At 72.1% G+C, this 13,564-nt stretch carries 13 protein-coding genes; 8 read left to right on the top strand and 5 right to left on the bottom strand.

Annotated features, from left to right (window positions below):
* Positions 1-11: 11 nt before the first annotated feature.
* A complete protein-coding gene (locus tag CFK38_RS05200) occupies positions 12-818 on the bottom strand; it encodes a serine hydrolase domain-containing protein (protein WP_096802134.1) in 807 nt (268 codons plus the stop codon).
* Positions 815-1,654, bottom strand: a complete 840-nt coding sequence (locus CFK38_RS05195) for a serine hydrolase domain-containing protein (RefSeq protein WP_157773363.1) — start codon at positions 1,652-1,654, stop codon at positions 815-817. The genes CFK38_RS05200 and CFK38_RS05195 overlap by 4 nt, the downstream gene beginning before the upstream one ends.
* Positions 1,655-1,918: 264 nt before the next feature.
* On the opposite strand from CFK38_RS05195, the gene CFK38_RS05190 reads away from it, so the two are divergent.
* From CFK38_RS05190 to CFK38_RS05155, 8 genes are read left to right on the top strand one after another with little or no spacing between them, the layout of a single operon-like run.
* Positions 1,919-2,632 (top strand): FhaA domain-containing protein, encoded by a 714-nt coding sequence (locus CFK38_RS05190; protein WP_096802132.1) that lies wholly within the window; start codon positions 1,919-1,921, stop codon positions 2,630-2,632.
* Between the two features lie 7 nt (positions 2,633-2,639).
* Positions 2,640-3,158 carry an FHA domain-containing protein FhaB/FipA gene (locus tag CFK38_RS05185; protein ID WP_096802131.1) on the top strand — a complete coding sequence of 173 codons (519 nt, stop codon included), beginning with the start codon at positions 2,640-2,642 and terminating at the stop codon, positions 3,156-3,158.
* Positions 3,155-4,552 carry a PP2C family protein-serine/threonine phosphatase gene (locus tag CFK38_RS05180; RefSeq protein ID WP_096802130.1) on the top strand — a complete coding sequence of 466 codons (1,398 nt, stop codon included), beginning with the start codon at positions 3,155-3,157 and terminating at the stop codon, positions 4,550-4,552. The genes CFK38_RS05185 and CFK38_RS05180 overlap by 4 nt, the downstream gene beginning before the upstream one ends.
* Entirely contained in the window at positions 4,552-5,943 is a 1,392-nt protein-coding gene (locus tag CFK38_RS05175; protein WP_096802129.1) for an FtsW/RodA/SpoVE family cell cycle protein, read from the top strand. Before CFK38_RS05180 ends, CFK38_RS05175 begins: the two co-directional genes overlap by 1 nt.
* Complete coding sequence (locus CFK38_RS05170; protein WP_096802128.1) at positions 5,940-7,385, top strand: peptidoglycan D,D-transpeptidase FtsI family protein; 1,446 nt, start codon at positions 5,940-5,942, stop codon at positions 7,383-7,385. Before CFK38_RS05175 ends, CFK38_RS05170 begins: the two co-directional genes overlap by 4 nt.
* The gene (locus CFK38_RS05165; protein ID WP_096802127.1) at positions 7,382-8,956 is read left to right on the top strand and encodes a serine/threonine-protein kinase; all 1,575 of its coding nucleotides are present in this window, start codon (positions 7,382-7,384) and stop codon (positions 8,954-8,956) included. The genes CFK38_RS05170 and CFK38_RS05165 overlap by 4 nt, the downstream gene beginning before the upstream one ends.
* Positions 8,953-11,115, top strand: a complete 2,163-nt coding sequence (pknB, locus tag CFK38_RS05160) for a Stk1 family PASTA domain-containing Ser/Thr kinase (RefSeq protein WP_096802126.1) — start codon at positions 8,953-8,955, stop codon at positions 11,113-11,115. The genes CFK38_RS05165 and pknB overlap by 4 nt, the downstream gene beginning before the upstream one ends.
* Entirely contained in the window at positions 11,102-11,794 is a 693-nt protein-coding gene (locus CFK38_RS05155; protein ID WP_245851230.1) for an anthranilate synthase component II, read from the top strand. Before pknB ends, CFK38_RS05155 begins: the two co-directional genes overlap by 14 nt.
* On the opposite strand, the gene CFK38_RS05150 is transcribed toward CFK38_RS05155, so the two are convergent.
* From CFK38_RS05150 to CFK38_RS05140, 3 genes are read right to left on the bottom strand one after another with little or no spacing between them, the layout of a single operon-like run.
* Positions 11,769-11,954 (bottom strand): hypothetical protein, encoded by a 186-nt coding sequence (locus CFK38_RS05150; RefSeq protein ID WP_096802124.1) that lies wholly within the window; start codon positions 11,952-11,954, stop codon positions 11,769-11,771. The genes CFK38_RS05155 and CFK38_RS05150 overlap by 26 nt on opposite strands.
* Positions 11,954-12,718, bottom strand: coding sequence for a class E sortase (locus tag CFK38_RS05145; RefSeq protein ID WP_096802123.1), 765 nt, complete (start codon positions 12,716-12,718; stop codon positions 11,954-11,956). The genes CFK38_RS05150 and CFK38_RS05145 overlap by 1 nt, the downstream gene beginning before the upstream one ends.
* Positions 12,715-13,455, bottom strand: coding sequence for a DUF881 domain-containing protein (locus tag CFK38_RS05140; RefSeq protein ID WP_096802122.1), 741 nt, complete (start codon positions 13,453-13,455; stop codon positions 12,715-12,717). The genes CFK38_RS05145 and CFK38_RS05140 overlap by 4 nt, the downstream gene beginning before the upstream one ends.
* Between the last annotated feature and the right edge of the window lie 109 nt (positions 13,456-13,564).

Genomic DNA, 13,564 nt, shown 5'->3' with positions numbered 1-13,564 from the left:
AGCTGCCGGGTTCAGGCGTGCTCGGCCAGCACCGCGTCGGCCAGGCGGGGCATGACCTCGCGGTGGGCATCGCAGAAGTCGTGCGAGGTGCCGATCACCAGCGCGAGATCGGCGTCGGGGTCCACCCAGAAGGCGGTACCGCGCATGCCGAAGTGCCCCACGGTCGCCGGGCTGTTGCCCGCGCCGGTCCAGTGGGGTGACTTGGCGCCGCGCACCTCGAGGCCGAGCCCGAAGGGATTGGGGGTCTGCTTGCCGAAGCCGGGCATGATGCCCACCAGCTCCGGGAACTGCACCCGGGTCAGCTCCGCATACCAGCGCTCCGTCAGCAGGGTGGGGCGCAGCAGCTCGGCGGCGAAGAGCGAGAGGTCGGTGAGCGCGCCGTGGGCGCCGACCGACGGCGAGCCGCTCCACTCCAGCCCGGCCATGCCCAGCGGCTCCGCGAGCCGCTCCCGGATCCAGTCGCCGAAGTCCCGTCCGAGGCCCTGCGCCACGTGGCGGGCGGCCTCGTCGATGCCGAAGTTCGAGTAGTGCCGGCGCAGCCCCGGGGCCTGCAGCGTGTTCGCGGACTCGTAGAAGTATCCCGAGGCGTGGGAGAGCAGGTGGCGCAGCGTGGCCCCGGGCGGGCCGGCCGCATCCTCGAGGTCCACGCGCCCGTCCTGGAGGGCGAGGGCCGCACCGAATCCGGTGAGGGCCTTGGTGACGGAGCGCCAGGGTCGGATCAGCTCGACGTCCCCGCGCCGCGCCCGCTCCCCCTCGGGACCGAGCACGATCGCGGCGGCCTCGAACCCGAACTCCCCCAGCAGGTCCAGGGAGCTCATCCCGCGCCGCCGTCGCCCTCGCCGCCGAAGCGCTCCAGCAGCGCATCGGTGAGGCCGGGCCAGACGCGCACATGCTCGGGACCGAAGGGCTGCTCGCCGAGGAAGGCGGCGGTGAGCCCGGCCGCCGGGTCCACCCAGAGGAAGGAGCCGGACTGGCCGAAGTGCCCGAAGGTCTCCGGGGAGGAGTGCGCGCCGGTCCAGTGCGGCTGCTTCTCGCCGCGGATCTCGAACCCCAGCCCCCAGTCGTTGGGCTTCTGGCGCCCGTAGCCGGGCAGGATCCCGGCCAGGCCCGGGAACTGGACGGTCCTCGCCTCGCGCCAGAGCGGCTCCGGGATCAGGGTGGGGGCGAGCAGTTCGCGGCCGACGGCGAGCAGATCGCGGAGCGAGCCGCGATACCCGGCGGCCGGGGAGCCCGTCACCTCGACGTCGACGAGGTCCAGACCCGCGACGACGCTCTGCTCCATCCAGTCGTCGAAGTCGAAGCCCGTCGCGTCCTCGACATGGGCGGCGAGCACCTCGAAGCCGGTGTTGGAGTAGAGGCGGCGCGCGCCGACGCCCCCCACCGCCTCCTTCCCGTCGAAGGGGTAGCCGGCGGTGTGGGCCAGCAGGTGCCGCACGGTCGCGCCCTCGGGCCCGGCGGGCTCGTCGAGGTCGACCAGGCCGCGGTCCACAGCGATCAGCACCCCGAGCGCGGTGAGGGGTTTGGAGACGCTGGCGAGGTCCCAGACCCGGGCCGGGTCGCCCTGGGTGTGCAGGGTGTGCTCCGCATCGGACACCCCCAGTGCGTGCGCGAAGTCGACGTCGACGGGGATCTCGGGCGCTCTGACGGTCTCCACACCGTCAATATCGCATACGGATATCGCTTACGTTCATCGCATGCGGAGCCTCCGTGCCGCCGGCCGCGGGAGCCCCGCTCTTCACGAGGCCTGCACGAATCCCTCGCCGCCTCCCCGCTCGGCGGTCGCGGGATCCACCTGCTGTCACGATACGATCGGTGGGCGAGCAGCCTCGTCGATCGTCGTCCTGTCGAACACCACCTAGACGGCATCGACCGACGGCCCTCCAGCACCTGTCGGCCACTGCGAGAGCGAAGGACCATCGTGGGGATCTTGGATCGGATCGAGCGCGGCCTCGATCGCGGCGTGACGAGCGTCTTCTCGCCCGGTCGCGGGCAGCTGAAGCCGCTCGACCTGGCGCAGGGGCTCAAGCGCGAGTGCGACGACCAGATCCAGGTGCTCGATCGCACGCGGACCCTGGCCCCGAACATCTTCTGCATCTACCTGCACTCCCAGGACTTCGACCGCTTCAGCTCCTGGCAGGACACCCTGCTCGACGAGCTCCAGCGGGTGCTGATGGAGCACGCCGACAAGCAGCGGTACATGTTCGTCGGCGGCGTCGTGATCACCCTGGAGCGCGATGACGAGGTGCGGGCGGGCCGCTTCGAGACCGAGTCCCGCACCGAGCGCGGCAGCGTCGCGCCCGCGACGGATGCCGCACAGGCGGGCTCCGGAGGCAGCCCGATCGTCGAGATCGACGGTCAGCAGTACCTGCTGACCGGTCCGGTCACGGTGATCGGTCGCGGCGGCGACGCCGACATCATCCTCGAGGACACCGGGGTCTCCCGCCATCACCTCGAGCTGCGCACCGACGCCGATTCGACCCTGGTCGCCACCGATCTCGGCTCGACCAACGGCACCTTCGTCGACGGGGAGCGGATCCGCACCCCGGTGGCCCTCCAGGACCGTTCGCTGCTGAAGATCGGTCGCACCCGGCTGACCGTGCTGCTCCCCACCGCCGGCCCGGCCACCTGGTGAGCGCCCCATGAGCGAACTGACGCTGGTCGCACTGCGCCTGGGCTTTGTGCTGGCGCTGTGGATCTTCGTGATCATCGTGGTGCTGGTGATGCGCAACGACCTCTTCGGCACCACCGTGGTCACCCGCTCCAGCCGCGACCCGCGACGGGAGCAGCGCCCCGCCTCGGGTCCGCTCGGCGGCGCCTCCGACGTCGACCCGGCCCAGCTGCGCACGGACCCTGAGGTCACGCAGGCGGCGATGGTGGTCACCGCCGGGCCGCTGCGCGGCACCTCCCTGTCCCTGGGCTCCACCCCGATCCTCATCGGGCGCGCCCCGGAGTGCACCCTGGTGCTCGACGACGACTACGCCTCCAACCGCCACGCCCGTGTGTTCCAGCGCGAGGCCGAATGGATGGTGGAGGATCTGGGCTCGACCAACGGCACCCTGGTCTCGGGCAAGCGGATCGAGGGCGCCGTCCCCTTCCGCCCCGGCGCCCAGGTGCGGATCGGCCGCACCGAGATCGAACTGAGACGAGGTCCGCGATGAGCATCGCCCTGCGGTATGCCGCCCGCTCCGACGTCGGCCTCGTGCGGTCCAACAACCAGGACTCCGCCTACGCCGGCAGCCACCTGCTGGTGGTCGCCGACGGCATGGGCGGGCACGCCGGCGGCGACGTCGCCTCCTCCGTCGCGATCGGCCACCTGGCCCAGCTCGACTCCGAGACCCCGGCCTCCGACATCGTGGCCACCCTCGAGGAGAGCGTGCTCGAGGCCAACCAGGAGATCCTGCGCCGGGCCCGCGACGAGCCGCAGCTGCGCGGCCTGGGCACCACGATCACCGCCCTGCTGCGCGCCGAGGGCAAGTTCGCCCTCGCCCACATCGGCGACTCCCGCGCCTACCTGCTCCGCAAGGGCGAGACCGTCCAGGTCACCAAGGACCACACCTTCGTGCAGCGCCTGCTGGACGAGGGCCGGCTCACCGAGGAGGAGGCCGAGCGCCATCCCCAGCGGTCGGTGCTGATGCGCGTCCTCGGCGACGTCGACGCCGACCCCGAGCTGGACCTCTCCCTGCGCCCGGCCCACCCCGGCGACCGCTGGATGCTCTGCTCCGACGGCCTCTCGGGCCTGGTCTCCCTGGACACCATCGACGCGGCGCTGACGGACTTCACGGATCCCGGCGAATGCGCCGAGGAGCTGATCCAGCTGGCGCTCAAGGGCGGCGGCCCGGACAACATCACCTGCATCGTCGCCGACGTGGTGGATCTCGACCAGCTCCCCCGCGGCCAGGAGGCCCCCTCCACCAGCCCGCAGATCGTGGGATCCGCGGCCCGCAACCGCCATGCCCCCACCGCGGCCTCCGGCCCGGCCGCGAAAGCCGCCGCCCTCACGCGCGAGGAGCCCGAGGTCCCCTATGAGGACGAGGACTTCGCCACGGAGGAGCCGCCGCGCCGCAGTCCCTGGCCGGCGCTGGTCGCCCTGATGCTGCTGATCGCACTGCTCGGCGGTGTGCTGTGGGCCGGCTACGCCTGGTCCCAGCGACAGTTCTACGTCGGCACCGATGGCACCAGCGTGGTGCTCTTCCAGGGGCTGTCCCAGGATCTGGGACCGCTCTCCATGTCCGATCCGGTGGTGGTCACCGACATCGCCCTCGAGGACCTGCCCGAAGTGACGCGCCAGCAGGTCCAGAACACCATCACCGCCTCCGACCGCGAGAGCGCCGAGCAGATCATCGACCGGCTCGAGCAGGCCGCGATCTCCAACCGGCCCCCGCCCGCGATCGCCCCCGCGCCGTCCGACGGCGGTGGAGCCTCCGATGCCGGCGGCGCCGCCGATGCCCTCCAGGAGACCGCTGCGGAGGAGAGCGCCGCCGCGGAGGCGAGCCCGCTGCCCTCGAGCACCGACAGCACGGGGCCGAACTCCGCTGAGGGCGGCGCCACGTAATGGCCACGATCGTGTCCTACACCGCGCGGCCGCGCCGGCTCACGCAGGCGCTGCTGCTCTCGTTCGCGGTGCTGATCGGCGTGGGCTCCTACGCCCTGGTGGGGCTCGGCCGGTTCGACGAGCTGCCGGAGCACCTGCTGGAGTACGGGATCGGGGCCGCCGTGCTCGCGCTCGTCCTGCAGATCGTGGTGATGTGGCGCGCCCCGTACGCGGATCCGGTGCTCCTGCCGCTGGTGGTGCTGCTGAACCTGCTGGGCATCGCGATGATCGAGTCCGTCCACGCCGCGAACGAGATCTATGGGATCCGCACCTCGGCGAGCGCGGACCGGCAGATGCTCTGGGCGGCCCTCGGCGTGCTGCTCTGCGTGGCGGTGCTGGTGATGCTGCGGGACCATCGTCGGCTGCGTCGCTTCACCTGGATCAGCGCCGTCGCCGGGGGCGTGCTGCTGCTGCTCCCGCTCGCACCGGTGATCGGCTCGGCCCGCAACGGCTCGAGGATCTGGATCAACCTCGCCGGCTTCAGCTTCCAGCCCGCGGAGCTGGCGAAGATCGCCTTCGCGATCTTCTTCGCCGGTTACCTGGTCTCCCGCCGCGACACGCTCGCGCTCGCGGGCCCGAAGGTGCTCGGCATCCATCTGCCGCGCTGGTCCGACTTCGGACCGATCCTGGTGGCCTGGGGCTTCGCGATGGCGGTGCTGGTGTTCCAGACCGATCTGGGCACCTCACTGATGTTCTTCGGTCTGTTCGTCGCGATGCTGTACGTGGCCACGGACCGGCTGAGCTGGCTGGTGATCGGCGCGGTGATGTTCCTGCCCCCGGCGATCTTCGCCGCCACCCAGATGAGTCATGTGCGCACCCGCATCACCTGCTGGCTGGATCCGCTCTCGAGCGAGAACTACTCCCTCTGCGAGCAGATCAGCCAGGGCCTCTTCGGTCTCGCCAACGGCGGCATCACCGGCGCCGGCCTCGGCGAGGGGCGGCCCGACGTGGTCCCCCACGCCGAGTCCGACTTCATCTTCGCCTCCTTCGCGGAGGAGCTCGGCATGGTCGGGGCCTTCGCCCTGCTGCTGCTCTACCTGCTGCTGGTCCAGCGCGCGCTGCGTGCCGCCGTCGGCATCTCCGACGGCTTCGGCACCCTGCTCGCCGGCGGTCTCGGCTTCGTGATGGCACTGCAGGTCTTCGTCGTCGTCGGCGGCGTCACCCGGGTGATCCCGCTGACCGGGCTGACCCTCCCCTTCCTCGCCGCCGGCGGCAGCTCGCTGGTGTGCAACTGGATCATCGCCGGCATCCTGGTGCGCCTCTCGGACGCCGCGCGCCGCCCCGCCGCCCGGCAGGTCCCGGGCGCAGGGACGCCCGCCGGGCCGCGCCCCGTCCAGGAGGTGGGCCCATGAACCGGCCGCTGCGCCATGTCTGGCTCGTGATCAGCGTGCTGTTCCTGCTGCTGTTCACCTCGACCACCTATTTCCAGGTGATCGCCACGGACCGTCTCAACGCCAACGGGCACAACGCCCGCACCCTGTACAACGAGTACGGGCGCCATCGCGGCCCGATCGTGGTGGACGGGCACCCGGTGGCGATCTCCCGGTCCTCCGACGACACCTACGGCTACCTGCGCAGCTACGACCCCGGGGCGATGTACGCCCCGGTGACCGGGTACTACTCGGTGGTCTACGGCTTCACCGGCATCGAGCGGGCGCTGAACGACACCCTCTCCGGCGCGGCCGATGCGCTGTTCTACCACCGCATCTCCGACATCCTCTCCGGCCGGCAGGGACGCGGAGCGACCGTCGAGCTCACCCTCGATGCCGCGGCCCAGGAAGCCGCCTGGGACGCGCTGGACGGACGCCGCGGCGCCGCGGTCGCCCTGGATCCGGAGACCGGGGCCGTGCTGGCGATGGTCTCCGCCCCCAGCTACGACCCGAACCGGCTCGCCTCCCACGACCGGGAGTCGGTGCGCCAGGCGTGGCAGGAGCTCAACGAGGACCCGGATCGGCCGCTGTCCAACCGGGCGATCGGCGGGGACCTCTACCCGCCGGGCTCCGCCTTCAAGCTCGTGGTGGCCGCCTCCGCCCTCGAGTCGGGCCGGTACACCGCCGAGTCGGAGATCCCCGGACCGGGCACCTGGCAGCTGCCGAACTCGACCGCCGTGATGAACAATCACGCCGGCGGCGGCACCGAGCCCTGCGGGCCCGAGGACACCTCGACCCTGGCCGACGCGCTGCGCCAGTCCTGCAACACCTCCTTCGCGATGCTCGGGGTCGACCTCGGCGAGGAGCAGCTGCGCGAGACCGCCCAGGAGTTCGGCTTCGGGCAGCACCTGACGATCCCGCTGTCGGTGACCCCCTCGACGATCGGGCAGGACCTGGACGCCGCCCAGCTCGCGACCACCTCGATCGGCCAGTACGAGACCCGGGTGACGCCGCTGCAGATGGCGATGGTGGCCGGGACCTTCGCCAACGACGGCGTGGTCATGCAGCCGCAGCTGGTCCAGGCGGTGCGCACGAGCGACCTGACCACGGTCTCCGCGCTCACCCCGAAGGAGCTGGGACAGCCGCTGACCGCCGCGAACGCCGCTCAGATGCGCCAGATGATGGTGGGCGTGGTCGAGGACGGCACCGGCGGCGCCGCGGCGATCGACGGCGTCGAGGTGGGCGGCAAGACCGGTACCGCGGAGTGGGGCGAGGACCGCCGGGCCCACTCCTGGTTCGTGGGATATGCACAGCAGGAGGACCAGAAGATCGCCGTGGCGGTCGTGGTCGAGGAAGGCGGATACGGCTCGCGCACCGCGGCGCCGATCGCCCAGGACGTGATGGAAGCGGTGATCCAGCCTTGAGGACCGAACCCGGGCTCATGCTCGAAGGACGCTACGAACTGACGTCCCTGATCGCCACCGGCGGGATGGGCCAGGTCTGGAAGGGTCGCGACCAGGAGCTCGACCGCGAGGTCGCGATCAAGGTGCTGCGCGAGGAGTACGCCGGCGACGAGGGCTTCCTCAAGCGCTTCCGCGCCGAGGCCCGCCACACCGCCGCGCTCTCCCACGACGGGATCGCCGCGCTCTACGACTACGGCGAGCTCGACGGCCGCGCCTACATCGTCATGGAGCTGTGCCCGGGCCGACCGCTCTCGGAGCTCATCGAGGCGAACCCCGCAGGGCTGCCCGAGAAGCGTGTGGTCTCGCTGCTCATCGAGCTCGCCCGGGCGCTGGACGCCGCCCACTCCAAGGGGGTGGTCCACCGTGATGTGAAGCCCGAGAACGTGCTGGTCGACGAGAAGAACGACTGGTCGATGAAGATCACCGACTTCGGGATCGCCCGCAGCAAGGACCAGGCGCGCCTGACCAAGACCGGACTGGTGATGGGCACCGCCCAGTACCTCTCCCCCGAGCAGGCGATGGGCAAGCAGGCCACCTCGCTCTCGGACATCTACGCGCTGGGCATCGTGGCCTACGAGATGCTCAACGGCCGCCGGCCCTTCACCGGCTCGAGCCAGGTCGAGATCGCGATGGCGCAGGTCAAGCAGCAGCCGCCGGAGCTCTCCGAGGCGATCAATGCCGATCTGCGCCGCCTGGTGATGATGATGCTCGCCAAGGCCCCGGCGAACCGTCCCCGCTCGGCGGCCGCCGTGTCGCGGATCCTCGAGGCGGTCCAGCGCGGCGTCGAGCCGCGCTTCAGCACCGGCGCGATCCCGGTGACCAAGGTCGCCGATCACGACTGGACCGGCGAGAACCGGGTCCGACCGGAGTCGGCGCCCGGCAGCGGCGAGGACCCCTCGCCGTCGACCGCCCCGCCCGTCGGCCGTCGCCCCGGGGCCTCGCCCACCGGGACCCGCACCGCCGCGATGCCGCTGCCCCTGTCCGGCCGGGGCCGCGGGATCCGGCACCGCTCGGGGGCCTCCGGCCCCTCGGCCCTGTCGGCCGCCTCCGCCGGCTCCGCCCCGCGCCGCTCGGCGCGCCCGGCCCGTTCCGCGGCCTCGGCGCCGTCCGCGAACCCCGCACGGTCGGCGAGCTCCGGGCCGTCCGCGAGCTCTGCCCGCTCGGCGTCCTCCGCGTCACCGGCGCCACGGGGCGCCCGGGACGGCACGGGAGCCGAGGGGACCACCCGCAGCGGTGCTTTCGACGGCGTCGACACCGCCAACTCCTCGCGGACGGTGCACGGCACCTCCACGACCGGCCGGAAGTTCGGGGGCATGTCGCTGCCGGGGCTGGTCCTGCTGATCCTGGTGCTCATCGCGATCATCGCCGCGGTCGCGGGCGGGCTGGGCCTGCTCCCCCTGGGCGCGCTCGGGGCCCTCGATGCCCCGCACGGAGGCCAGATGGCTCACGTCGCCGCAGTCGACGCGGCGCCAGCAACTACCATGGACGGCGCGGTCGGTGTCGGCCACGGCACGAGGACAGGTGTGGAGTGAGCGAAGAGAACGTGGTCCTGGGCGGACGCTACCGCCTGGGGCGGATCCTCGGCACCGGCGGCATGGCAGACGTGTTCCTCGCCGAGGACACCCGGTTGCACCGCACCGTCGCCGTCAAGGTGCTGCGCTCCGATCTGGCCCGGGACTCCAGCTTCCAGGAGCGGTTCCGGCGTGAGGCGCACAGCGCCGCCTCGCTGAACCATCCCTCGATCGTCGCCGTGTACGACACCGGTGAGGAGCAGCAGACCACCATCACCGGGGCGGACGTCACCATCCCCTTCATCGTGATGGAGTACGTCCAGGGCGACACCCTGCGCGAGCACATCGATCCCGCCCGCCCGATGTCCGCCGCCCAGGCCGGCGAGATCATGGCGGCGCTGCTGAGCGCCCTGGAGTACTCCCACCGCGCCGGGATCGTGCACCGCGACATCAAGCCCGGCAACATCATGATCGACCAGGCCGGCGCGGTGAAGGTGATGGACTTCGGGATCGCCCGCGCGATCGCCGACGCCACCAGCGCGATGACCGCGACCCAGGCCGTGATGGGCACCGCCCAGTACCTCTCCCCCGAGCAGGCCCGCGGCCAGCTGGTCGATGCCCGCTCCGACATCTACTCCGCCGCCTGCGTGATGTTCGAGATGCTCACCGGGCGCCCGCCGTTCACCGGCGACACCCCGGTCTCGATCGCCTACCAGCACGTGCGCGAGGAGCCCCACCCGCCCTCGGCCTACAACCCGGCGGTCACCCCGGCCCTGGATGCCGTGATCCTCACGGGCCTGACCAAGGATCGCGAGCAGCGCTACCCGAGCGCGGTCGCCTTCTCCCGCGACATCGCCGCGGTGGTGTCCGGACGGGCTCCGGCCCTGGTGGGAGGCGCCGTCCCCACGGGCGAGGACGCCGGGGCCACCACCGTGCTGGCCCCGGTCGGCGATGCCACCGAGGCGCTGCCCGCCATGGGCGCGGTCGGTGCCGCGACCGCCGGTGGGCTGCGCGCCCAGAGCTGGAACGGCGGCTCCGTCCCGACGCCCAGCACCGGACCGCTCGCGCTGCACACGGTCGACGAGGTCGAGGCGGCCGAGGACGAGGAGGACCGCCGCAAGCCCTGGTGGCTGATCATCCTGGTCATCCTCGCGGTGCTGGGACTGGTCGCGGCGGCTCTCGCCGTGTTCCAGCCCTGGGACCAGAGCCCCGAGACGGTCGCGGTGCCGTCGATCGTCGGCGAGACCGAGGAGGACGCCAGCGCGCTCCTCCAGGACGCCGGGCTGGAGGGCGATTTCGTCCAGGCTGAGTCCCAGGAGGTCGAGGCGGGATCCGTCATCTCCTCCGATCCCGGGGAGGGCCAGCAGGTCGCCGTCGGCACGACCGTCGAGGTGACCGTCTCCGCCGGGCCGGAGTCGGTCGAGGTCCCCGACGTCTCCGGCAGGCCCCGGGAGGAGGCCGTGACGGTGCTCGAGGACGCCGGATTCGTCGCCGAGTACGTCGACAGCGACGACGAGAAGCAGACCGAGCGCGGGATCGTCATCCGCACGAAGCCGGCCGCCGGCACCACGGCGCAGCGCGGCGACACGGTCCAGATCTGGGACGCGACCGGCAGCTACCCGGTGCCCGACCTGCTCCGGACCGACGTCGACAGCGCCACCGAGATCCTCAAGGAGATCGGGTTCGAGGTCGATGTCACGGAGCGACCGGACGGCGAGCACGCTCCGGGCACCGTGCTGGAGCAGACGCCCCAGGGCGGGACGAGCGAGACCATCGGCGCCACGATCAGCCTCATCGTCGCGGCTCCCGAGGGCCCCGTCGCGGTCCCCAACGTCACCGGGCAGCCGCTCGCGGACGCCCAGGACACGCTCGCCGAGGCGGGCTTCGGCCACACCCCCGAGCAGGAGCACTCGGACAGTGTCGAGAAGGGCCGCGTGATCCGCACCGAGCCCGGTGCGAACGAGCAGGTCGACAGCGGCTCCACGATCACCATCGTGGTCTCCTCCGGGCCCGAGCCGGAGCCGACCCCCACCGAGACGCCCTCGCCGACGGAGACGGAGTCGGAGTCACCGAGCGGGACCACCGAGCCGACCTCCGATCCGCCCAGCGATGAGCCGGGCAACGGCGAGGGCAACGCGCAGGGCGACGGCGGACGGGGGCAGGGCCGTGGGAACAACTGAGAGCGCCCTGCCCGGGGGGCCCTCCGCGGCCCCACCGGCTCCGCGGATCCTGGTGATCGACAACTACGACAGCTTCGTCTTCACGATCGTGGGCTACCTGCAGCAGATGGGCGCCGAGACCGTCGTGGCCCGCAACGACGAGGTGCCGGCCACCGCGGCGGGCGAGGTGGACCTCTCCGGGTTCGCCGGCGTGCTGATCTCCCCCGGACCGGGCAACCCCACCACCGCCGGTCGTTCGCTCGAGGTCATCGGGGCCTGCGCCGCCGGTGCGCTGCCGATGCTGGGGGTGTGCCTGGGCCATCAGGCGCTGGGCCAGTACTTCGGCGCCACGGTCGACCACGCCCCGCAGCTGATGCACGGCCGGACCAGCGAGCTCACCCATGAGGGTGCGAGCGTGTTCGCCGGGGCGCCGTCCCCGATGATCGCCACTCGCTATCACTCGCTGACGGTGGTGCCCGAGACCATCCCCGCCGAGCTCGAGATCACCGCGCGCACGGCCGACGGCATGGTGATGGGCCTGGCGCATCACGAGCTGCCCCTGCACGGGGTCCAGTTCCATCCCGAGTCGGTGCTCACCGAGAACGGGCACCTGATGCTGGCGCGCTTCCTCCAGCTGTGCGACGGCCGCGACGCCGCCGAGCGCGCCGCCGGGCTCAAGCCCCTGATGACGACCGGCTGAGCGCGGCGCCGACCAGACTGTCGTCCACGGGCACATGGGGCGCGATCGCCGGGAAGACCCAGGCGAACAGCGCCACGATGAGCATCGCGACCAGCAGCACGGTGAGCAGGATCCGCGCCCACAGCGGTCCGGGCAGGCGCCGGAACAGCCATCCGTACATCAGCTCTCCTCCTCGGTGGCGGGGGGTGCGCCGCCCTCGGCCTCCGCGGCATCGTCCGCGAGCGCCTCGGGGACCCCGTCGGCCCGCTTCGTCCAGTACGCGAACTCCGCGTGGACGATGAACCGCTCGCGGGCGGAGTACATCGGGTGGCAGGCGGTGAGGGTGAGCATCTGCTCCGTGGGCTCGACGCCGGGCTGTCCGGGCGTCGGCGCGATCACCTCGACGTCCTCGGGCTGGACGATGAGCGTCTCGGTCACCTCGTACACGTAGAAGGCGTCGGCCGTCTCCACCACGATCGGATCCCCGGCGCCGAGCCGGGCGATGTCCTCGAAGACCCGGCCGAAGGTGTTGCGGTGCCCGGCGATCGCGACGTTCCCGAGCTCCCCGGGCAGCGCGGTGCCCGGATAGTGCCCGGCTCCCTTGACGTCGAGCACCTGCTCGAGGCTCACGCCCTCCGCGAGCGGGAACTCCGGACGGTCGAAGGCGGGCACGTGCATGGTGCCCCAGACCTTCGTGTCCGCCGGGGTCGCCGGCACCGGCGGCGGGCCCTCCTGGCGCGGGGCGACGATCCGGGCATCGACCTCGCCCCATTCCTGCTCCAGGCCCGCCAGGATGCCGGCCTGCTCGCGGTCGGCGACCACATCGGTCCACCACAGCTGCCAGATCAGGAACAGCAGCAGCAGCGCACCGCAGGTCAGCAGCAGCTCCCCGAGGATCCCGATGACTCCGCTCCCACGGCGACGACCGCGATGGGAGGGGCTCATCCGGCCACCTCCGCATCGATGGTGAGGGAGCCGACGAAGCCGGGGAGCGTGGTGGTCTCCAGGGTCTCGACCTTCTCGCCGAGGCCCACGTGGTCCACCCATTCGCGATACACCCGGACCCCCGGCGAGGACTCCAGCGAGGCGGTCATCTCCTCGACCGGTCCGATCACGGTGACCACGAACGGCGGGGAGTAGACCCGGCCCTCGAGCAGGAGGGTGTTGCCGGCGCAGCGGAAGGCGCTGCCGTTGATGACCCGCTGGTCCTGCAGCATCATCGCCTCGGCGCCGCCCGCCCACAGCGCGTTGATGTACGACTCGAGATCCTGCTGATGGACCACGAGATCATCCGGCTCCGCACCGGGGACCGCGCCCAGCGCGCTGCCGGGGGCGTCGGTGAGGGTGATCCGCAGGGCGGGCCCGCTGACCTCGCTGAGGCCCACGGCGTCCGCGACCTGCGCGGTGCGGGCGGCGGCGGGCGCGCCCTCGTCCGTGCCCCGCAGACGTTGGATCTCGGCGCGCTTGGCCGCGTTCTCCGCCGTGAGGTCCTCGATGACGCGCCCGCGCTCCTCGAGCACGCCGGCGACGTCGCTGCTCTCGTCGCGGATGGAGCTGCCGTCGGAGAGACCGGCGGTGGTGGCGAACAGGATCCCGCACAGCACCATCACCAGCGCCACCCCGATCCGGCCGCGGAGACGCGCGGTGCGAGCGGGGCGGCGGCCGACGCCCTCTGCATCCATGGCAACTCCTGACTTCGCACCGTCGGTCGACGACCATTACCCTAGGCCACAGTCCGCGCCCGCGGGCTCGCGCGGCGCACCGTGCGATCAGACCCGTCGAGGGAGCACC

Origin of the sequence: Brachybacterium vulturis, assembly GCF_002407185.1 — a bacterium.
Classification (GTDB): domain Bacteria; phylum Actinomycetota; class Actinomycetes; order Actinomycetales; family Dermabacteraceae; genus Brachybacterium; species Brachybacterium vulturis.
Note: the sequence above shows the minus strand (reverse complement) of the source record. Positions and strands in the feature narration are given on the sequence as shown.

Bases quoted from the DNA above. Each gene is read 5' to 3' on its own strand.
- CFK38_RS05200 (WP_096802134.1), bottom strand. From the start codon at position 818: ATGAGCTCCCTGGACCTGCTGGGGGAGTTCGGGTTCGAGGCCGCCGCG.
- CFK38_RS05185 (WP_096802131.1), top strand. From the start codon at position 2,640: ATGAGCGAACTGACGCTGGTCGCACTGCGCCTGGGCTTTGTGCTGGCG.
- CFK38_RS05180 (WP_096802130.1), top strand. From the start codon at position 3,155: ATGAGCATCGCCCTGCGGTATGCCGCCCGCTCCGACGTCGGCCTCGTG.
- CFK38_RS05175 (WP_096802129.1), top strand. From the start codon at position 4,552: ATGGCCACGATCGTGTCCTACACCGCGCGGCCGCGCCGGCTCACGCAG.
- CFK38_RS05170 (WP_096802128.1), top strand. From the start codon at position 5,940: ATGAACCGGCCGCTGCGCCATGTCTGGCTCGTGATCAGCGTGCTGTTC.
- CFK38_RS05150 (WP_096802124.1), bottom strand. From the start codon at position 11,954: ATGTACGGATGGCTGTTCCGGCGCCTGCCCGGACCGCTGTGGGCGCGG.
- CFK38_RS05145 (WP_096802123.1), bottom strand. From the start codon at position 12,718: ATGAGCCCCTCCCATCGCGGTCGTCGCCGTGGGAGCGGAGTCATCGGG.
- CFK38_RS05140 (WP_096802122.1), bottom strand. From the start codon at position 13,455: ATGGATGCAGAGGGCGTCGGCCGCCGCCCCGCTCGCACCGCGCGTCTC.